This window comes from Bradyrhizobium septentrionale, from assembly GCF_011516645.4.
Taxonomy (GTDB): domain Bacteria; phylum Pseudomonadota; class Alphaproteobacteria; order Rhizobiales; family Xanthobacteraceae; genus Bradyrhizobium; species Bradyrhizobium septentrionale.
Window position 1 is genome coordinate 4,655,440 of record NZ_CP088285.1, and the last position, 19,105, is coordinate 4,674,544.

20 protein-coding genes and 3 pseudogenes are annotated in these 19,105 nt (G+C 61.6%); 12 read left to right on the forward strand and 11 right to left on the reverse strand.

Going from position 1 to position 19,105, the window contains the following annotated elements; all coding sequences use genetic code 11:
- Positions 1-1,310: 1,310 nt before the first annotated feature.
- From HAP48_RS23960 to HAP48_RS23990, 7 genes and pseudogenes are all read left to right on the forward strand, one after another.
- On the forward strand, positions 1,311-2,411 hold the full coding sequence (locus tag HAP48_RS23960; protein ID WP_029084511.1) for a hydrogenase small subunit: 1,101 nt from the start codon (positions 1,311-1,313) through the stop codon (positions 2,409-2,411).
- Positions 2,412-2,424: 13 nt separating this feature from the next.
- Positions 2,425-3,738, forward strand: a pseudogene (locus HAP48_RS23965) (nickel-dependent hydrogenase large subunit); the annotation flags it as partial.
- Positions 3,739-3,847: 109 nt separating this feature from the next.
- Positions 3,848-4,756, forward strand: a complete 909-nt coding sequence (locus HAP48_RS23970) for an HK97 family phage prohead protease (RefSeq protein ID WP_166209472.1) — start codon at positions 3,848-3,850, stop codon at positions 4,754-4,756.
- Positions 4,757-4,780: 24 nt separating this feature from the next.
- On the forward strand, positions 4,781-5,386 hold the full coding sequence (locus HAP48_RS23975; RefSeq protein ID WP_156928975.1) for a hypothetical protein: 606 nt from the start codon (positions 4,781-4,783) through the stop codon (positions 5,384-5,386).
- Positions 5,287-5,952, forward strand: coding sequence for a hypothetical protein (locus HAP48_RS23980; RefSeq protein ID WP_166209469.1), 666 nt, complete (start codon positions 5,287-5,289; stop codon positions 5,950-5,952). Before HAP48_RS23975 ends, HAP48_RS23980 begins: the two co-directional genes overlap by 100 nt.
- Before the next feature lie 29 nt (positions 5,953-5,981).
- Positions 5,982-6,305: a hypothetical protein gene (locus HAP48_RS23985; protein ID WP_029084510.1), complete on the forward strand. Its 324-nt coding sequence runs from the start codon at positions 5,982-5,984 to the stop codon at positions 6,303-6,305.
- Positions 6,306-6,498: 193 nt separating this feature from the next.
- Positions 6,499-7,638 (forward strand): phage portal protein, encoded by a 1,140-nt coding sequence (locus HAP48_RS23990; protein WP_051346710.1) that lies wholly within the window; start codon positions 6,499-6,501, stop codon positions 7,636-7,638.
- Here the strand turns inward: HAP48_RS23990 and HAP48_RS23995 are convergent.
- Both HAP48_RS23995 and HAP48_RS24000 read right to left on the reverse strand, forming a co-directional pair.
- Positions 7,602-8,207 (reverse strand): annotated as a pseudogene (locus HAP48_RS23995) (IS630 family transposase); the annotation flags it as partial. The gene HAP48_RS23990 and the pseudogene HAP48_RS23995 overlap by 37 nt on opposite strands.
- 43 nt (positions 8,208-8,250) lie before the next feature.
- Positions 8,251-8,363, reverse strand: a pseudogene (locus HAP48_RS24000) (IS5/IS1182 family transposase); the annotation flags it as partial.
- A gap of 1,100 nt (positions 8,364-9,463) precedes the next feature.
- On the opposite strand from HAP48_RS24000, the gene HAP48_RS24005 reads away from it, so the two are divergent.
- On the forward strand, positions 9,464-10,348 hold the full coding sequence (locus HAP48_RS24005; protein WP_156929136.1) for a type III secretion protein: 885 nt from the start codon (positions 9,464-9,466) through the stop codon (positions 10,346-10,348).
- A 37-nt stretch (positions 10,349-10,385) separates the two neighbouring features.
- Here the strand turns inward: HAP48_RS24005 and HAP48_RS24010 are convergent, their stop codons facing one another.
- The 5 genes from HAP48_RS24010 to HAP48_RS24025 are packed head-to-tail and all read right to left on the reverse strand — an operon-like array spanning position 10,386 to position 13,188.
- Positions 10,386-11,438 (reverse strand): IS630 family transposase, encoded by a 1,053-nt coding sequence (locus tag HAP48_RS24010; RefSeq protein ID WP_165128067.1) that lies wholly within the window; start codon positions 11,436-11,438, stop codon positions 10,386-10,388.
- A gap of 42 nt (positions 11,439-11,480) precedes the next feature.
- Positions 11,481-11,825 carry a hypothetical protein gene (locus tag HAP48_RS24015; RefSeq protein ID WP_165128069.1) on the reverse strand — a complete coding sequence of 115 codons (345 nt, stop codon included), beginning with the start codon at positions 11,823-11,825 and terminating at the stop codon, positions 11,481-11,483.
- Positions 11,826-11,837: 12 nt separating this feature from the next.
- Positions 11,838-12,149 (reverse strand): HNH endonuclease, encoded by a 312-nt coding sequence (locus HAP48_RS24020; RefSeq protein WP_029084774.1) that lies wholly within the window; start codon positions 12,147-12,149, stop codon positions 11,838-11,840.
- The gene (locus HAP48_RS50100; RefSeq protein ID WP_166209466.1) at positions 12,146-12,397 is read right to left on the reverse strand and encodes a terminase TerL endonuclease subunit; all 252 of its coding nucleotides are present in this window, start codon (positions 12,395-12,397) and stop codon (positions 12,146-12,148) included. Before HAP48_RS50100 ends, HAP48_RS24020 begins: the two co-directional genes overlap by 4 nt.
- Positions 12,346-13,188 (reverse strand): terminase TerL endonuclease subunit, encoded by an 843-nt coding sequence (locus tag HAP48_RS24025; protein ID WP_166209463.1) that lies wholly within the window; start codon positions 13,186-13,188, stop codon positions 12,346-12,348. The genes HAP48_RS50100 and HAP48_RS24025 overlap by 52 nt, the downstream gene beginning before the upstream one ends.
- A gap of 77 nt (positions 13,189-13,265) precedes the next feature.
- Between HAP48_RS24025 and tnpA the strand changes: the two genes are divergently transcribed.
- Genes tnpA through tnpC form a run of 3 tightly spaced genes read left to right on the forward strand, consistent with a single transcriptional unit; the run spans position 13,266 to position 15,725 of the window.
- Positions 13,266-13,661: an IS66-like element accessory protein TnpA gene (gene tnpA / locus HAP48_RS24030; protein ID WP_166204038.1), complete on the forward strand. Its 396-nt coding sequence runs from the start codon at positions 13,266-13,268 to the stop codon at positions 13,659-13,661.
- A complete protein-coding gene (tnpB, locus tag HAP48_RS24035) occupies positions 13,658-14,005 on the forward strand; it encodes an IS66 family insertion sequence element accessory protein TnpB (protein ID WP_063676425.1) in 348 nt (115 codons plus the stop codon). The genes tnpA and tnpB overlap by 4 nt, the downstream gene beginning before the upstream one ends.
- A 46-nt stretch (positions 14,006-14,051) precedes the next feature.
- On the forward strand, positions 14,052-15,725 hold the full coding sequence (gene tnpC / locus HAP48_RS24040) for an IS66 family transposase (protein ID WP_166204039.1): 1,674 nt from the start codon (positions 14,052-14,054) through the stop codon (positions 15,723-15,725).
- Positions 15,726-15,776: 51 nt separating this feature from the next.
- Here the strand turns inward: tnpC and HAP48_RS24045 are convergent, their stop codons facing one another.
- From HAP48_RS24045 to HAP48_RS24060, 4 genes are read right to left on the reverse strand one after another with little or no spacing between them, the layout of a single operon-like run.
- Positions 15,777-16,334 carry a terminase large subunit domain-containing protein gene (locus HAP48_RS24045; RefSeq protein WP_224496562.1) on the reverse strand — a complete coding sequence of 186 codons (558 nt, stop codon included), beginning with the start codon at positions 16,332-16,334 and terminating at the stop codon, positions 15,777-15,779.
- Positions 16,312-16,734, reverse strand: a complete 423-nt coding sequence (locus HAP48_RS24050; protein ID WP_051346768.1) for a phage terminase small subunit P27 family — start codon at positions 16,732-16,734, stop codon at positions 16,312-16,314. The genes HAP48_RS24045 and HAP48_RS24050 overlap by 23 nt, the downstream gene beginning before the upstream one ends.
- Entirely contained in the window at positions 16,727-17,554 is an 828-nt protein-coding gene (locus HAP48_RS24055; protein ID WP_063618995.1) for a Mom family adenine methylcarbamoylation protein, read from the reverse strand. Before HAP48_RS24055 ends, HAP48_RS24050 begins: the two co-directional genes overlap by 8 nt.
- On the reverse strand, positions 17,551-18,243 hold the full coding sequence (locus HAP48_RS24060; protein ID WP_165128073.1) for a ParB/Srx family N-terminal domain-containing protein: 693 nt from the start codon (positions 18,241-18,243) through the stop codon (positions 17,551-17,553). Before HAP48_RS24060 ends, HAP48_RS24055 begins: the two co-directional genes overlap by 4 nt.
- 263 nt (positions 18,244-18,506) lie before the next feature.
- Here HAP48_RS24060 and HAP48_RS24065 point away from each other — a divergent pair, with 263 nt between their 5' ends.
- Positions 18,507-18,830 carry a hypothetical protein gene (locus tag HAP48_RS24065; protein WP_051346770.1) on the forward strand — a complete coding sequence of 108 codons (324 nt, stop codon included), beginning with the start codon at positions 18,507-18,509 and terminating at the stop codon, positions 18,828-18,830.
- Positions 18,831-19,105: the final 275 nt, after the last annotated feature.

Sequence of the window (19,105 nt, forward strand, 5' to 3'; positions counted from 1 at the left end):
AAGCCGGATCCGGTCATCCGTTATGGCCGCGGCTGCCGCTGGAATCGGCTTTAATTCGCCGCACGTCGCGCCTCTGCCCGAGGCTAGGGCTTGACGTCGGAGTTCCAAGAGCCGCCTTGCCAAACTGGAGGAGCTCTGCGCTCGCCAGATCGTTGGCAAGTGCGTGCCGGCGCGGGTTGCATCGCCTGAGGCGGCAAGCTCATCCACTAAAAGGCATACGGGCAATTCGATCCCTGCGAAAGCAACATCGATGCGCTTCGAAGCGATATTCGCAGTCGCGTCCGTCGCCAAACCGATAATGGCGATTGCCTATTACGCTGATGCGGCAAGTTGCCTACCCCTGCAGGCCGAGATTACCGCTCACTACCCGGACTTCGCAAAAACATGAAAGTAGAGGGGGGGCAGCCTGACGGTTGATCAAAAATTCGAACGCCGAGGGCGCCATAGATCAGCCTCACTTATGGCGCGCCCGGATAGCTCGGATCAAGCAGCGCGTCTTCATCCGGATTTCGTAGCTCCGCCGGTCAAGAGCGATGAACAGGCTTTCATCGAAGCCATACTAAGCTGCCGCTGCCCCATCTTCTCGACCGATGTGCTCGGGATTGTCGTCGAAAAGTCAGCGAACAGCGATTGTGACAGTATCCTGCGAACAGCCCGTGGAGGCTGATCGAAACGCAAGATGCCACGTTCCATTTGTCGGGATCGCAACGCGAGCGCCCCGCGCGTCAATTTCTAGACGCCCCTCTGACAGGAAAGCCACAGAACTCGAGCTCCTCGAAAGTCCGACGAAGTTTGACTGCGGGGGAGTTTGCGTATTTGCGACAGTCCATGACGATGTGCGGTTTGGACAAATGCTGCTAAACGGCAGGACCTCGATGGGCAACGCTTTCGAGATCTCAAGACGGCGCATCACATAATCTCCAACGACTTTGCGGGATTGGGACTCGGAGCGGCTGTGCGCGAATGAAAGGGCTCCTCGGCGCTTCCAGGCAATTCAGGTAAGTTGACCTGGACTGGCGCCGCTGGATGAGAGCTTTGAAGGTCCAGACTCCGATTATAGATCCTGTGAAAGTGCTCGCGCAGCAAGCGCCCACTGAATGAAAGATGCATCGGATCGATCCGCCCCGACGGATCATTAGCACGAATGGCGGACAACGCGTAGCTTGTGCCTCGCGAGCTCGGTTCGCTCATCCCTACCGATAATCGCGAAGCGGCGGCGCGTATCTGCCGAGTGTGCTCCCATGCGGTGGCCTGTTTCTTGCTGTCGAGGTCAGTAATTGTTACGGCCGACAAGTCACTTGGAAGGGGCCATGGGCGGGGCATCGGAAACTTTCTACAGCGTGATCAGACGTCAGGGTATCACGCGTCGTAGTTTCCACAAATTCTGCAGTTTGACAGCCGCGAGCTTCGGACTCGGTTCGCTCGCCGCAAGCGGTATTGCTTCCGCCTTAGAGACCAAGCCGCGTGTGCCGGTCATCTGGATGCACGGGCTCGAGTGCGCCTGCTGCTCGGAAAGCTGTATCCGATCGGCTCATCCGTTGATTAAAGACACGCTGCTATCGATGATTTCGCTCGACTATGACGACACGATCATGGCGGCGGCAGGACACCAGGCCGAAGCCATCCTGGAGGAAACCCGTGCCAAGTACAAGGGCAAGTATGTGCTTGCCGTGGAAGGCAATCCGCCGCTGAACGAAGGGGGCATGTTCTGCATAGACGGCGGCAAGCCGTTCGTTGAAAAGCTCAGGTCGATGACGGAAGAGTCCATGGCGATCGTCGCTTGGGGCACGTGTGCGTCCTCGGGCTGCGTGCAAGCGGCCGAGCCCAATCCGACTGGGGCGGTGCCGATCGATAAGGTGATCAGCAACAGGCCGATCATCAAGGTGCCCGGGTGCCCGCCCATCGCAGAGGTCATGACCGGCCTGGTGACCTTCATGACCGCGTTCGGAAAGCTGCCGCAGCTCGATCGCCAGGGACGCCCCAAGATGTTTTATTCCGAGCGCATTCACGACAAGTGCTATCGGCGTTCCCATTTCGACGCTGGCCAATTTGTCGAGGAGTGGGACGATGAGGGCGCACGCAAGGGCTATTGCTTATACAACATGGGCTGCAAGGGGCCGACCACTTACAATGCCTGTTCGGCCGTTCGGTGGAACGGCGGCGTGTCATTCCCGATTCAATCTGGCCACGGCTGCTTGGGCTGCTCCGAAGACGGCTTTTGGGACAAGGGTTCATTTTACGACCGACTCACGACCATCAAGCAGTTCGGCATTGAGAAGAACGCCGATCAGATTGGCATGGCCGCTGCCGGCGTTGTTGGGCTGACCGTCGCTGCGCATGCGGCGGTCACGGCTGTGAAACGGTTGACCCACAAGCCGGATCGCGCAGCTGACAAAAGTAAGCCGAGTTGAGGGGAAGGTGACGGTGGCTGTCCAGACACCAAATGGGTTCAATCTCGATCCTTCTGGCAAGCGAATTGTCATCGATCCGCTGACCCGCATCGAAGGCCACCTGCGCGTCGAGGCCAATGTCGATTCTGATAATGTGATCCGCAATGCGGTCTCGAGCGGGACGATGTGGCGTGGCATCGAAGTCATCCTGCGCGGGCGCGATCCGCGGGACGCCTGGGCCTTCACCGAGCGGATTTGCGGTGTCTGCACCGGCACCCATGCGCTCACCTCCGTGCGCGCCGTTGAAAATGCGCTAGGGATCGCCATTCCGGAGAATGCCAACTCGATACGCAATATCATGCAACTGTGTCTGCTTGTGCATGATCACCTGGTGCATTTCTACCACTTGCACGCGCTCGATTGGGTTGACGTGATGTCCGCGCTCAAGGCCAATCCCAAGTCGACGTCGGCGCTGGCGCAGTCTATCTCGCCCTGGCCGCTGTCGTCCCCTGGCTACTTTAAGGATTTTCAGATCAGGCTCACTAAGTTCTTCGGATCCGGGCAACCCGGTCCGTTCAAGAATGGCTATTGGGGGCATCCGGCCTACAAGCTTCCACCGGAAGCGAATCTGATGGCCGTGGCGCATTATCTGGAGGCGCTCGATTTCCAGAAAGAAATCGTCAAGGTCCAAGCGGTCTATGGGGGCAAGAACCCGCATCCGAACTGGCTGGTCGGCGGCGTGCCCTGCGCGATCAATATCGACGGAACTGGCGCGGTGGGTGCGATCAATATGGAGCGGCTTAGCTTAGTGTCCTCGATCATCGATCGTTCGATCGAGTTTGTCGAGCAGGTCTATCTGCCGGACATTGCAGCGATCGGCTCGTTCTACAAGGACTGGCTGCATGGCAGCGGGCTTTCGGGCAAAGGTGTGATGTCCTATGGCGACATCCCCGAAAATGCCAACGACTGTTCCGCGAAAAGTCTCAAGCTGCCGCGCGGCGTCATTCTTGATGGCGATCTCAGCGAGGTGTTGCCGATCGACCATGGTGATCCCGAGCAGATTCAGGAATTCGTCGCCCATTCATGGTATAAATATCCCGGTGGGGTCTGCGGACTGCATCCTTGGGATGGCATCACCGAGCCAAGTTTTCAGCTTGGGGCAAAGGTCAAAGGCAGCAAGACAGATATCAAGGAGCTCGATGAAGGCGGCAAGTATTCCTGGATCAAAGCGCCGCGTTGGCGCGGCCACGCGGTCGAGGTCGGGCCGTTGGCGCGATACATCATCGGTTGTGCGCAAGGCAAAGCCGAGTTCAAGGAGCCGGCCGAGAAACTGCTCAAGGGGCTTGACGCTCTTGAACACCGAGGTGAGCGTGACCGCGCCAGTCACCGATGCAGCAGTGACCGGCAGCGTCACATCCGCATTGATCGCGGCGGCGATAGCGTCGGCGATCTCGGGGATGCTGAAGCGCAACAAGAATATCACGCGACAGGACATCGAGCCCGATGATGACGAGTCGCATTCCGACTTCATGGATCGATGCATCGACGAACTCGGCGATGCCGAGGAGTGCCAGATTATCTGGGACAATCGCGCCGCCGATGGCATCCGCTACAAGACGCATGCCGCCAAGGTCAACGGTCTCGAGTTCGTGCTCTCCGATGAAACGCCGGATCGCATGGACGATGTCATCATGTCGGACGGCTGGGACCTCACGAACTTCAAGCGCAATCCGATTGCGCTGTTCGGCCATCAAAGCAGCTTCCCGATTGGCAAGTGGAAGAATGTCCGCGTCGTAGACAAGGAGCTGCGCGGTGTTCTGGAGCTGGCCCCGGAAGGCACTTCCGACCGCATCGATGAGATCAGGCGGCTGATCGATGCCGACATCCTTCGCGCTGTCAGCGTCGGCTTCAAACCGAAAGAGAGCAAGCCGCGACCGGGGGCCGACTTCGGCCTGTTCTTCACCAAAAGCGAGCTGGTCGAGACCAGCGTCGTCTCCGTGCCCGCGAATCCGAATGCGCTCGCGGTCGCCAAGTCTCTGAGAATTTCCCCCGCGACTATCGACCTCGTCTTTGCCGGGAAAAGCACCAAGGACGGGATCAAGCGGCGCGGGATCACCGGCGGGCAAGCCGACACCCCATCGTTTGGTAGAAAGGGCACGACAATGTCGTTTGCTCAAAGGATCGCTAACTCCGAGCAGCGGCTCGTCGCATTGCGCGACCAGCTTGCTGCGCACTGGGAGAAGACCGACGAAACCAATGTCAGCGACGAGCAGCTGAAGATCGCCAATGATCTGAACGAGAAGATCGAGCGCGAAGAGAAAACGCTCGAAGCCCTGCGCGGTGCCGAGAAGACTCTCGGCGAGTAGTCTGATGATGGTGGCCGCACCATCGTGGTGCAGCGTGGCAGCACAGCAGTTCGGCCCCATGCTGAGCCGCTGCGCCCGCTCTCGGTGCAGCGCAAGAAGATCGAGCCGCAGGAGCTGCTGGTCCGCTTGGGTGTGGTCCAGCTGCTGGCGCATCAGCAGCGCAAGCCGGTCGATCTCATCATGCGCGAGGTCTATGGCGAGGATGAAGCACTGCGCGCTGTCTACGATTGGGCAGTGAAGGCCGCGACAGCACCCGCAATGGCGACCGTAGTCGGCTGGGCCGCTGAGCTGGTGCAGCAGATGAACATCGGCTTCATGGAAACCTTGATGCCGAAGTCGATCTATCCGCGCCTGTCGGCTGCAGGTCTGAACCTGTCGTTTGGCACCAACGGCAAGATCGTGGTGCCGACGCGGGCACTGACGCCGACCATCGCGGGCTCCTTCGTCGGTGAAGGTCTCCCGATCCCTGTTCGTCAGGGTCTGTTCACTTCGCAGGTGCTGACGCCCAAGAAGATGGCGGTCATCACCACTTGGACGCGGGAGATCAGCGAGCACAGCGTGCCCGCAATCGAAGGCCTGCTGCGCAATGCGATTCAGGAAGATACCGCGATCTCGCTCATAGCGTCCTGATCGACAGCAACCCGGCAACGACGATCCGCCCTGCCGGTATCCTCAACGGCATCACGCCGCTGACGCCGACTGCTGGTGGTGGCTTCAATGCTCTGGTCGGTGACATCAAGCAGATCAGCGGCCAGCTGCTCACCGCGACCAAGGGCAACGTGCGCACGCCGGTCTGGCTGATGAATCCGCAGCAGGTCGACAGCGCTGGTCTCGTCGCAGCTCCCGGCGCGGGCGCTTTCCCGTTCCGCGACGAGATCAGCAACGGCAGGCTCTCGGGCTGGCCGATCATCGGCTCGGGCACGGTCCCGCTTGGCACCGTGATCGCGATGGATGCAGCCGACTACGTTTCGGTCGGCGGCGATGCACCGCGCTTCGAGCTGAGCGATCAGGCCACGCTGCACATGGAGGACACCGCACCGCTCGACATCGTGAGCGGCGCAGCGCCTGGCACGCCTGCCAACCCGGTGAAGTCGATGTTCCAGACTGACAGCATCGCGCTTCGCCTGATCCTGCCCATCAACTGGACCATTCGTCGGCCCGGTGTGGTCTCGGTCGTCAACGGCGTCACTTGGTAAGCGGGGCAAACCCCAGAAGGAGAATCGAAATGACCGACACCGAACGCGAGGCTGCAATCAAAAAGCAGCTGGCCGATCAGAAGTCCGAGCGGGAAGCCGCGCGCACCAAGATGGCCGAGGACATGGCCAACGCGAAGCCGACACCGACGCAGGATGAGAACGATCAGGCGGCGATGGGCCTTCATACTGGCGAGCATGAACCGGACGGCTCTCCCGAGCAGGGTCCGGACGGCAAGCCGATGCCGAAGGGTCAGGAGCATCGCACCCGGCAGGCCGAAGCCGCCAAACCCGCGCAGGGCCGAGGCGACTATTCGACTCGCTCGTCCAACCCGGCTCCTGCAAAGCATGAATGACTGACCTCGCCACCAAGCCTCGCGTGCGGATCAAAGCAGGCCGCAGCAACGCGCTTGTCTCATAAGAGGGCGAGACGCATGCGGAGCCTGGTATCTGCCGGTCAGCGGCGGCTGGTTGCCCGCCGATGTCGGCGATAGCATCAACTGGTGGCAGAACGGCTACAGTGTTCTCTCGGCAACAGCACAGTCGGCAATGGTCGAGGCTTGCGTCTCTGCCTATGCGCAGACCGTTGCGATGTGCCCCGGCGATCACTGGCGGCTGAACGATAAGGGCGGGAGAGATCGGGTCACAACCTCGGCCCTCTCCCGCCTGCTTCGGCATCCGAATGATTATCAATCGATCAGCGACTTCCTGCTGAACGGCACGCGCTCGCTCTATCTCGACGGCAACTGCTATGCGCTGGCGCTGCGCAATGACCGCTTTGAGATCGATGAGCTGCATCTGATGCAGCCGAAGCTCTCCTATCCCCGGCTGGCGCAGACCGGCGATATTTTCTATCAGCTCGGCGGCAACGACATCATCGCCAAGCGGCTCGGCGACGAGACCCTGATCGTGCCGCAGCGCGATGTGCTGCACATCCGGCTGCACAGCATGCGGCAGCGCTTCCCGACTCCGCTGGTCGGCGAGTCGCCGGTTGTCGCGGCCTACAGCGATGTCGGCATGGGCGCGGCCATCGCGCAGCAGCAGCTGTGCTTCTACATGAATGAGGCGCGGCCCTCGGCGGTGCTCTCGACCGATCTGGTGCTCGACAAGGATCAGGTCCAGGCGCTGCGGGATCGCTGGAACGATCAGGCCAAGGGCCAGCATCAGGGCGGCACGCCGATTCTTACCGCAGGGCTGAAGGTGCTGCCGTGGTCGCAGGGCGGCAAGGATGCCGCGACTGCCGAGATGCTGAAGCTGTCAAACGAGCATATCGCGCTCGCCTTCCGCATCCCGCCGCAGGTGCTCGGCATCGGCGGCAACAATCTGTCATCGACCGAGCTGCTGATGCAGAGCTGGATTTCGTCCGGTCTCGGCTTCGCGCTCAACCACATCGAGGAATCCATCGGGCTGCTGTTCGGCTTGAAGGGCCAGCCTGACGAATATGTCGAGTTCGATACTGCGGCGCTGCTGCGTTCGGCGCTGAAGGATCGGATCGAAGCGCTGGCGCGCGGCGTTCAGGGCGGCATCTATGCGCCCAATGAGGCCAGAGCCTTCGAAGGTCTGGATCGAGCAAAGGATGGCGACGAGCCGCGCGTGCAGCAACAGGTGGTGCCTCTCAGCCAGATCGAGGCAACCCCGCCAGCTCCCGCGAGGCCGGTCAAGGCGCGGCCATTGGGCAACTTCAGATAACCCTGCGCTCGCTCTAAAGCTTGGATCGAGGGCTTCTCGTCCACGCATAGCACAATGGCCTTCGCGGGCGGGGCGACGTAGAGGCCAACAACATCGGCGGCTTTGGCCGTAAAGTTCGGGTCGTTGCTCTTGCACCAGGACTTGCGAGCCGCAAGGTCAATCTTGTGGCTACGCAGGAACCGCCAGACATATTGGACATCAACATCGCCCAGCGCCTCGGCCAGCAGCGGGCCAGTCCAGCGCGCAAACCCCTGCGGTGGCGGCTTATGCAGCAGCTTCAGAATCCGCTTGTCGGTGGCCTTCGTATAGATCGGCTGCTTGCCGGGCCGCGGCTTGTCGTGCAGTCCTTCAAGGCCATGATCGGCATAGCGGTGTCGCCAAAGGCTGACAATCCGCGGCTGGACTCCGACTTCTTTGGCGATCGAGCGGGTGCTGCGCCCGTCCGCCGCCAACAGAACTATCCGCGCCCGCTTCAAATCGCGCTGCAGCGTCACCGGCGAGCGACAGCACGCCTCAAGAACCTTGCGGTCTCTCCGCGAAAGGTGGACTTCTCTTGCTTCGGGGATCATCCATATCTTGAATCACGACTCACGTTCCAAGAAAAGTGGGTACTAGCGTCAGGACCGTCTCGATGGCAAGATCGGAATAGCGGGTCGGCCGCCACGCGTCGTGCGTCGAAGCGACTGCCTGCCGGCCAAGGCTTCTTCCGTCAGCCACAGCGTCAGACTGCCGCGCCGTCGAAGGAAGGCTCGTCAGCTTGTTGTCAGATTGCTCGCTTACCCTGCTAGCAAGTCTTAAGTAGACCGATATTGACTACAGCGCAGATCAGTCGATAGGAGCGAATCGCGTGGTTAGCAGAATCACTGGTTCATCCAGCCAACCCACAAGCGCAGGCCATGCCGATGAATCGGAGCAGGCAGCAGATAATCAGAGGTTTACGGAATCGCTTGACCGGCACTAGTTCGTCGTCAGCGACACGGCCGTGTTCCCTTACCGCTGAACCTTCTATCTACGAGATGGACAGTGATGAGTTCAGGCAAGAGTTGAGGGACTTCTATGGTGTCGACGTCAGGCACATAGCCAATAATCCTCAAGAGTACTTGGATTTCGTGTCCTCAAAAGCTGAGCGCACCGCAATTGTCGCTAGAGTCGGTGCGACCGTAGATGACGAGGCGGGTTCGAAGTACTTCAGCTATCAGTTGGGCGATAACGATGAACAACGAGGGTGAATGGCAGCGGGCAGACAAGCCCCGGCTGTATCTTCAAGCCGAGAGCGAGGATCCCGTTGAACGAAGTAGCGACGAAGACGAAGGATGTGTCGAGTCAGAGCCGTCCGACGATGATCTTTCTTGGTACGTGGCGCGGGCGCTCAATTTCCGCGGAGGACCGGCGGAATGAGAGTCTAGATAGACTAAAGGGAATGTGCATGAAGGCTATCATGTTCCGTTTTCCGCGTGCCGGGCGCGAAGGGGATATCCCGGCCGCTCCAATCCGTTAGCTTAACGGTGCCGCCTGAGCTCCTCTGTAGGGGCATTGGTGCAGTGAAATTTCATCAGCATAAAGGAGATTGCTTGTGGGAATTTGTTGTTCAAAGCCTTCAGGAGTAGGCTCGCCTTATGATAGTTCGAGCGCCGACGGCGCCTCGCACTCAACGGCCCGCAGCGACAGCGGCGCCAGCGATCGCCAATGGTCCGCGCTAATTTCGACGGCATCGGGACCGGCTGCGACGGCATCGGAACCGGCCGCGATGGCTCCCCGAGTCGCTCTGGGAACGTCGCCGAACACGTTGCAACAACGACGCGGTGTGGCACTACAGCGACATGAGATGCAGCAACTCGCCTACCTCATTGCGGCCATGATGACTGGCGATCCGGTCAGAAGCCCCGCTCGGATCACCGCGGCCGGTCAGACAGTGCACGACGTTCGCCTGCTCCTCAGGCACGGACGCGGCAACGTTCATGCGGATGGCGAGCCGTCCCACGGGCACAACGTCGTAGGCGCACGTCTGGCCTACCGCGGCCTCGATCGCGACAACCAGATGGCATTGGCGGGCGCGCTGGGCGCAGGCTTTTGCGATCAATTCGCGCGCCTCGCTGCAGTCTCGCACGCGCCGCATTTGCGCGATGGTGAATCGGTCGTGAATGCAGGCGGCGAGGTGGAAATTATGGAATTGAACGCCGATCACACCATCTCGGCCACGCGAACTGGACACGCATGGAACGAGCTACGCCGCGGCAACGGACGCGATGGAGAGACGACCATCGTGCAGGACGGCTGGTCGAACGGCCCGGCGGTGCGGCTGAAAGACAGCGCGTGGGCGAACGTCCAGGTGGAGGGAGAGGACCTGAGTATCGACAAGGACGGCGCCCTGTGGTTGAAAGATCGCGTCGAGCGACTGATACCTCTCGTCCACCCGGACGAAGACGAATACACAGCAGGGTGGCTGGAGGAGTTGCGCCGAAATCCGACCCAACAGGATCGCTTTTTGGAAACTCAGGTAGTGTCGGCCGAGTTCGCCGCAAAAGCGAGGGAAGCCCTAGAGCAGATTCCGCGGGAACAGCAGGAGCAGTTGGTCTCGATGGCGGCGCAGGAATTCTATGGGCTGTCTCCCCACGAGGCGGGCGCCCCGCATTTTATTCACTCGGTGCTGGAACAGGTTGGGCTCCTAGACCATCAGGATCGTCCGCCGGTGGTGCCGCCGGATTATTAGTGTGGGCCCGCGTGAGATCTGCGTCTAGTACCCGGAATCAGAGCTGAGTGATACGGCGGCCTTTGAAGGGGCGTTGACGAACCTTTTTCTTGGTCCAGACGAAGGGCTCGGCTTTGTCGTTGTAGGCATTGATGTGTTCCTGAAGCTGCTTGAGGCTTGTGAAGGAGGTGCCGCTAAGTGACTGCCCCTGCAAGATCGAGAACCAGACCTCAACCTGATTGAGCCAGGACGCGCTTGTCGGCGTGAAATGAAATTGCACGTTGGGGTGGGCCTTGAGCCAGTGCTCGTTTTTCTTGTGGGTGTTGAGGTTGTCGAGGATGACGTGAAGCTTTCGGCCCGGAAAGGCCGCGATAACGCCGTTCATGAAGTCGAGGAACTCGACGCGGCGACGGCGTTTTGAATGAGCCGCGATGATCTTTCCGGTGGCGACTTCGAGCGCCGCAAACAATGTCGTAGTGCCATGCCGCTTGTAATCGTGGCTCTGGCCGGTCAAGGCGCGGCCATTGGGCAACTTCAGATAACCCTGCGCTCGCTCTAAAGCTTGGATCGAGGGCTTCTCGTCCACGCATAGCACAATGGCCTTCGCGGGCGGGGCGACGTAGAGGCCAACAACATCGGCGGCTTTGGCCGTAAAGTTCGGGTCGTTGCTCTTGCACCAGGACTTGCGAGCCGCAAGGTCAATCTTGTGGCTACGCAGGAACCGCCAGACATATTGGACATCAACATCGCCCAGCGCCTCGGCCAGCAGCGGGCCAGTCCAGCGCGCAAACCCCTGCGGTGGCGGCTTATGCAGCAGCTTCAGAATCCGCTTGTCGGTGGCCTTCGTATAGATCGGCTGCTTGCCGGGCCGCGGCTTGTCGTGCAGTCCTTCAAGGCCATGATCGGCATAGCGGTGTCGCCAAAGGCTGACAATCCGCGGCTGGACTCCGACTTCTTTGGCGATCGAGCGGGTGCTGCGCCCGTCCGCCGCCAACAGAACTATCCGCGCCCGCTTCAAATCGCGCTGCAGCGTCACCGGCGAGCGACAGCACGCCTCAAGAACCTTGCGGTCTCTCCGCGAAAGGTGGACTTCTCTTGCTTCGGGGATCATCCATATCTTGAATCACGACTCACGTTCCAAGAAAAGTGGGTACTAGGCCGCTGTTTCGACAGCGATGGCGAACTTGCAATCGACCTTCTGATCGACCGGATGATCGCGCGTGCCTGAGCGGAGTTTCAGGAAGGCAATGGCGCGAGCCCAATGCTCGGCGATGACGATCCCGCTGTTCGGCTTTGCGACGATGGTCACTTCCTCGCCGTTGCTGCCGTACAGATCATTGTAGAAGTTGCCGTCGCTGGAAACTTGCAGCGTCAGATTCGCTGCCGTGTATTCCTGCGGAACGGTGATGCGGACGATCACGCCAGCCGAGCAATCAATGCCATCGGAAAGGGATTCGCCAGCTGCGATAGTGGGTCCGTCGATAACCTGAAGCGGCATGATGCGTCTCCTTCAGCGGTGCCGGTTGGCGGGATGGTTCGGATCGGTCGGCCAGCCATCGGCATCGACCGCGACATCGAAGCCGCGCGCCTCGATCCGCTGCTTGGTCGAGCTATGGCAGGGCGAGCAAAGGCTTTGCAGCGCGCCCAGGCAGAACAGAGTCCAGTCACCGCGATGCGGCTCGACGTGATCGACATGGGTGGCCGGGGTGACGATGCCGTCCGCTGCGCAGAACTTGCAGAGCGGATGCGCGAGCAGCTGCTGCCTGCGGCGGCGCTGCCAGAAGGCGGTGTCGTAGAAATGCTTCCAGTCCTCGCGGCTCATCCGATCAGCGCCGCGATATCGATGGGCTTCTCATTGCCGCGATCCCGAGCGCGCAGACCGAGCAGCATGGCGATGGAGACCGCGCCGTCGATGCGAAAGCGCGCCTTGTCCTTGTCCAGCTTGCGATTGCCAGCCGGGTCCGTGGTCGCCACAGCGTTCGCCATGTTCCAGTTCAGCACCGGATTGCCGGGATGGATCAGCTTGCGCTCGATGATCGCCAGCTCCAGCGCATCGATGGCAGGCCCCATGTCCTTGAAGCCTTGGCCCCATGGCACCAGCCGCAGGCCGTCGCCGCCCTTCTCGCCGTCCTCGAAGCCTGCAGGCCGATGCGGTCGAACTCGCGCAGGATGTCGTTGATGCGCCAGCGGTCATAGGCCATGCCCTTGACCTTGTAGCGCTGCGTCATCTCGGCGATGAAGAGCGCGATCACCTCCGGGTTGATCGATTTGCCGGGGCTGATCTTGAGATGGCCAGCTTCGGCCCACTCGCGGTAGCGATGCGATCCCGAGCCGAAGTCGCGGCTCGAATGCTCGGTGAGATGATCGCGCGGCTTCCAGAAATGCGGCTCGATGCGGCAGGGATCATCGACGGAGCCGATCATCAGCGCGGTGAGATCGACGGTGCTCGAAAGATCGAGCGCGAGATAGACTTCCTCGCCCTGCGCCAGCGGGGCGTCGCCAGCGCAGGCCATCCATTCCGCTCGCGAGATCAGCGAGGCGATGGACGAAACGCGCTGATTCAGGAATAGATTGCGGACCTTCGGCTCCTCGGCGGGCATCCGGATCGCCTTGCGGATCGCGGTCGCGAGGTCCTCATAGTCGCGGAATTTGCCGAGCGCAGGATTCGCCTTGTGCCATTGCTTCTCATCGGCCAGCTCGCAGTCCTCGGCGGCGGCGTAGAGATGGCAGACGATGGCGGGATCGACGCCGGAAAGCCCGTCATCGATCAGCTTCGACATGATGTGCTCAGGATCGTTGCTCTGCGTTGAGATCACGATGAAGAGCGGTTCATCCCGCGCGCCGAAGGAGGTATCGAGCACGTCATAGAGGTCGCGGTTCGTATCCGTCCGAGGGCGGCCGTCTTGCGAGTTTTTCCGATCTGTAGCTGACTGTCCTTATGGACGTACATAAGGACAGTGCGGTGCTGAGCCGCATGGATTTGGTGGAGACCGGTCGGCGGCGACGCTGGACGCGTGCGGAGAAGCTCAGAATCGTAGAGGAGAGCTTCTCGGGGCCACGACTGGTGTCGGCGACGGCTCGCCGGTATGGGATATCACGTCAGCTTCTGCTGAGCTGGCGCAAGGCTTGGACCTGTCATGATCCGGCCGAAGAGGATTCGATCGGCCCGACATTCGTCCCTGCGATAGTTGCGGCAAGTACGCCGCCAACGACGGAAGCTGTCGAGACAGGTCAGATCGAAATCGTGAGCCCTCAGGGGCTGCGCGTGGTCTTCGGCCCCGGTGCGGATATCGAGGCGGTCGTTCGAATTGCTCGGGGCCTGGCGCGCCGATGATCCCGATCCCGACGGGCGTGCGGGTGTGGCTGGCGACGGGCCATACCGACATGCGGTGCGGCTTTCCGAGCCTGGCTCTGCGCGTGCAGGAAGTGCTCAAGCGCGACGCCATGGGCGGCGGTCTTTTCTGCTTCCGGGGCAAACGCGGTGATCTATTGAAGGTCATTTGGCACGATGGCCAGGGCGCCTGCTTGTTCACCAAAAGACTCGAGAGAGGCAGGTTCATCTGGCCATCGGTTGCTGGTGAATCGGTAACGATCTCTCCGGCGCAGTTGAGCTATCTGTTGTCCGGGATCGATTGGCGCAACCCTCAAGAAACCCAGCGTCCGACGCGGGTCGGATAGTCGTTTTACGGTTTGAATCTGCGGCTCGATCTGATTCAATGGCTCCATGATATCGAAGCCGGATGATCTTCCATCGGACCTTGTCAGTGCCCTGGCGGCGCTGCAGGCCGAGCGTGAGGCGCGACAGAAAGCCGAGGCGAAGGCCGCCAACTGGCAGGCGCAAGCCGCGAATGCGCAGGCGAAACTGTCGGATACCGAGGCGCTGATCGCTCATCTCGAGTTGCGCATCGAGAAGCTGAAACGCGAACTGTACGGGCAGCGCTCCGAGCGCACGGCGCGGCTGCTCGAGCAGTTGGAACTGGAGCTCGAAGACCTCGTCGCCACGGCGAGCGAGGATGAGCTTGCGGCGCAGGCCGCAGCGGCGAAGACGCAGAACGTCCGCCCCTTCACGCGCAAGCGGCCGGTGCGCAAGCCTTGGCCGGACGACATCGAACACGAGCGCGTCGTCATTGACGCTCCGACGAGCTGCGCCTGCTGCGGCGGATCGCGGCTGGCGAAGGTCGGCGAGGATGTGACCAAGACGCTGGAGGAGATCCCGCGTCGCTTCAAGGTCATCGAAACAGTGCGCGAGAAGTTCACCTGCCGCGATTGCGAGAAGATCAGCCAGCCGCCTGCGCCGTTCCATGCCACGCCGCGCGGCTTCATCGGCCCACAATTGCTGGCGACGATCCTGTTCGACAAGTTCGGCATGCATATCCCGCTCAACCGCCAGAGTGCGCGCTTTAAGGCCGAGAGGATCGATTTGCCGCTGTCGACGCTGGCCGACCAGGTCGGCCACGGGACCTTCGCCGTCATGCCACTCTTCCACTTGATCGAACGCCATGTGCTCGCTGCTGAGCGCCTTCATGGCGATGACACCACCATCCGTATCCTGGCGAAGGGCAAGTGCACGACCGGGCGGATCTGGACTTATGTGCGGGATAACCGGCCCTTTGCCGGGCCTGCGCCGCCGGCGGCGGTCTATTACGCCTCGAGCGACCGACGAGGCGAGCATCCGCAGAAGCATCTGGCCGCCTTCGCCGGCATCCTGCAAGCCGATTGCTACAACGGCTTCGAGCCACTGTTCGACCCGCAGAAGAAGGTGCTGCCGATTACGCCGGCGTTTTGCTTCGCCCATGCGCGGCGGGGCTTCTTCGAGCTGGCTGACATCGAGAAGAATGCCCGGGAAGGCAAGAGAGGTAAACCGGTCTCTCCGATCGCGCTGGAGGCGGTCAGGCGCCTGGATGTGTTGTTCGAGATCGAGCGCGCCATTAACGGCTGCGGCGCCGAAGAGCGGCGCGCCGTGCGCCAGGAAAAGAGCAAGCCGCTCCTCGGGGACATGCACGCCTGGTTGCTGCGTGAGCGCGAAACCCTCTCTCGCTCCTCCGAGGTCCTGAAGCCTATGAATTACATGCTCAGGCGCTGGGACGACTTCGCCCGCTTCCTCGACGATGGCAGGATCTGCTTGACCAACAATTGTGCTGAGCGCGCATTGAGAGGCATCGCCTTGGGAAGGCGCAACTGGACCTTCGCCGGCAGCCAGCGTGGTGCCGACCGTGCCGCCATCATGCTGACGATGATCACGACCTGTCGTCTCAACGACGTCGATCCGAAAGCCTGGCTCGCCGACGTCCTCGCCCGTATCGCCGATCTTCCCGCATCGCGTCTGCACGAATTGCTGCCCTGGGAATGGAAGCTCCTGCGCCAAGCCGACAAGCCCGCCGATCAGCAGGCCGCCTGACCTTCACGCAACGCCATCATAGAGCTCGCCGTACCCGCGCGCATGCGTCCATCACGCGGTCCTCGTCGTATGCGTACCGCGGTTCTTCGCCTGGGCCAGCTCATCATAGATCACGAGGCTCGGCAGATAGCCGTGCTTGGTGCCTGCCTCGGCGCTGATCGCGCGGTAGACCGAGGCAGTGCGGCGCGCGACCATGGTCTTGGTCGATGGCACCAGCTCGATCTCCTTCGCCAGCTCGGGCTCCAGCTCGACCATCTGGCGAGCGAATTTGTAGACGATGGCGGCCTGATCGCGATCATTGGCGGCGGAATAGATTTCGCCATGCACCACGGCCTCGGGGCCGACCAGATGCGCGAGCACGATTGCCGCGATCAGCGCGGTCTTGCCGTTCTTGCGCGCCATCGAGAGGATGGCGCGGCGCACCGCGCGGCGCAGGCCGAGATGCGGCTCATAGATCGCGCGGATGAATAGCTTCTGGAAAGGCTGCAGCTTGAAGGGCTTCCCCATGCCGTGCCCCGAGGGCACGGTCAGGCGCTCGATGAATTTGATAACGGCCAGTGTGCGCCGCCTGCCGTCAGGCGTGCGCTTAACCGGCGAGGAGTCCGGCAAACTTGCTCTGCGAATTGTCGCCATGAATGCCCGCGCTGATGCGGCTGCGCGCAGCTGGCGTGAGGCCGAACTCGGCGGCGAAGCGGACCACATCGCCTGCATGCTTGCGGACGATGGAGACCAGCGGGTTCTGTACGGCGTCGCCGATTTTCGATTTGATGATCAGGCCATGCATGACCGGATCGCCTGACTGCATCCGCGCCAGCGCTTCAGACGCCAGCCGCCATTGCCCGAAGGCATGGCAATAGGTCGCGAGCGCCGGGATATCGACCACCGTAAGCAGGCCGAGCCGATGCAGCTCGGGGGCGGTGCGCCACCATTCATCGGCGGCATAGCCGGTGATGAAGGGCGGCGGCTCGGGGACATCCGGCAGCTGCTCGGGCTGCGGCTCGTCAGGCAATCTTCGCTGGCCTGGATTCCCGCGCAGTAGCTTCAGGTGCGTCGGCAGTGGCCGCTTTCCGGGTTTCATCTTTCTTCCTCTCGTCTTTCCGCTGGAGCGTGGGGATCGGTGCTGCGCCGTCGCTGTGCTGGTTGGTGCCAGCCATCGCCTGCTTCCCACGCACGCCGCGATACATGGTTGCGCCGCGCGCCTCGATGGCGCTGTACGGCAGCGGCTCGCCGATCAGGCGCGAGCGCGCTGCTGGATTGGTGAAATAGATGTAGCGCAGCGTGTAGCCTTCGAGCGTCGGGCCAGTGCCGCGCCATCGGCCGCCCGTCGCCGCCAGATGCTGCAGCCGATTGCGCCCGGTGATCTGGGACATCTTGTGGACGATGCTGCCGTCCTCGGCGATGTGCAGGTCCTTGTTGGTCTTGATCATCGTGAGCAGAAAGCCCGCCGCCCGATAGATCGTGCCGTCGCCGCATTGGCAGGCGTCGGCGAAGGAGATGATCCATTCGATATGCGGGTAGTTCTTCCTGATCATGCGCAGCGCGATGCCGAGCGCGCGGCTTTCCGAATTGCGCGGCAGCGCATCGGTGAAGGCGAGCCGGTTCAATTCGAGGAAGCCGTTCCAGCCGGTGTCGCGGACCAGATGTACGATGTTCGACTTCTGCAGGCTGGGGCCGAATTGCATCGCGCCCTCCAGCATGCCGTGCAGGAAGACGCCAAGCGATAGCGTCGAGTTGCGGACTACCTTGCCGCTGTAATGCACGCGCCGGATCAGCGCATCAGCATCGCGCTTGGCGATGGGGCGGACCTCGATCTCCTTCGCGCTGGTCATTGCGCCAGGTACGCGCGGCAAATTTCCGCCAGCGCGTTGCCGTTCCGGCTCTTGTTTTCCGAGGCCTCGCTCGGCGGCCCCAGCGCCTGCGATGCCCGCTCAATCGCCGTGCTCACGGTCTCGGCCTGCGTCTCGTGCAGGATGAAGGTCATCTGCTGGAAGGGCGAGCGCTCGCCATCGGCAAGCACAGGCATGCCGCCCAGCGCCTCGACGCCCACGCCCATCTCGCGCAGCTCGGTCTCGGAAAAGCCGGTCAGGCTATCGAGGCCCAGCCGCGCAAGGTCGTTCAATTCGATGCGCAGCAGCGCGCGATCCCACTGGCCGTTCTCGGTCAGCTTGTTGTCGGCGATCAGATAGGCGCGCTTTTGCTCGTCCGACCAGCCGCGAGCTACCATCGTCGGCACCTGATCGATGCCCATCTGCTCGGCAGCCAGCACTCTCCCGTGGCCAGCTATGATCGTCCCGGCTTCATCGACCAGCACCGGGATGGTCCAGCCCCACTCGCTGATCGAGGCCGCGATCTGCTCGATCTGCTCCTCGGAATGCAGTCGCGCGTTGCGGGCATTGGGCACCAGCTCGCGGATCGGGCAGCGCGATACCTGATCCGCAGGCCAGTTTTGGGCGATTTCGGACAGCCCGAAATGCCTGTTTTTGTCGGGAGAAACCGCCTTTTCGCTGGGCTGCTGCATGCCAGCTCCCTGGTCAAGTACCTGCAAATGCTGCGATTTTGGCGCTGAGAAGGATCTTCCACCCGGCAACGAGATACCGACCGAGAGGGATCGATAGGGCCGTTTTGATCAGTAAGTTGGCGGGGGCGGGCATCGGCTAACTGCGTCAGGTTCGGAGCGGTATGTTCGACGCAACTTATTGAAAACAGTAGAGTTTCAACGGGAGCCATCGGGACTGCGCGCTCTATGCGGTGCGGGCCTGTCCATTCCTGACGCAGCCGAAGATGCGCCGCAACGAGAAGGACGTGCCCGAGCATCTTGAACCTGCTGGCCTGACGCTGCGCAGGAATCCGGGCGTGACGCTGATCTGGACGACGCTGCGCTACACGATCTTCAAGGATGGTCACGGTGGCGCGCTGTTCAATGTCGGCGATCCCGAGCGCGTCGAGTTCTTCGCCGAGGGCCGCGCCGCGACCCGCGCCGAAGTGATCGCCAGCATCGATAGCGGCCTGCCGGTCCTGCGCGAGATGGCCGAGCGCGACGGGCCTGATGCCGTCGCCGAGCTGCAGACGATGTACGGCAAGGCAATGGAGCTGGTGCCTGCATAAGCTGATGAGTCTTTTGCAGTGAGGGAGGAAAAGCAGTCGCCTGGGGCACGTAGAGAGCGCAGAGGGAAAGGAGCGCGAGGACGCCCGCGGTTGATAGATGGGAACCGCAAGATAATTTGGCTAAGATCGCAGGGTTATGCGAAATGCCCCCCGAACGCCCTAGGGACCCGAACCAGCTCGCCAAGCGAATCATTGATATCGCCACTGGCGAGACGCCCGACCGCGATCCTACGCCAGAGGAAGAGGGCAAAGACCCGGCTGGGGCGGAGGAAGAG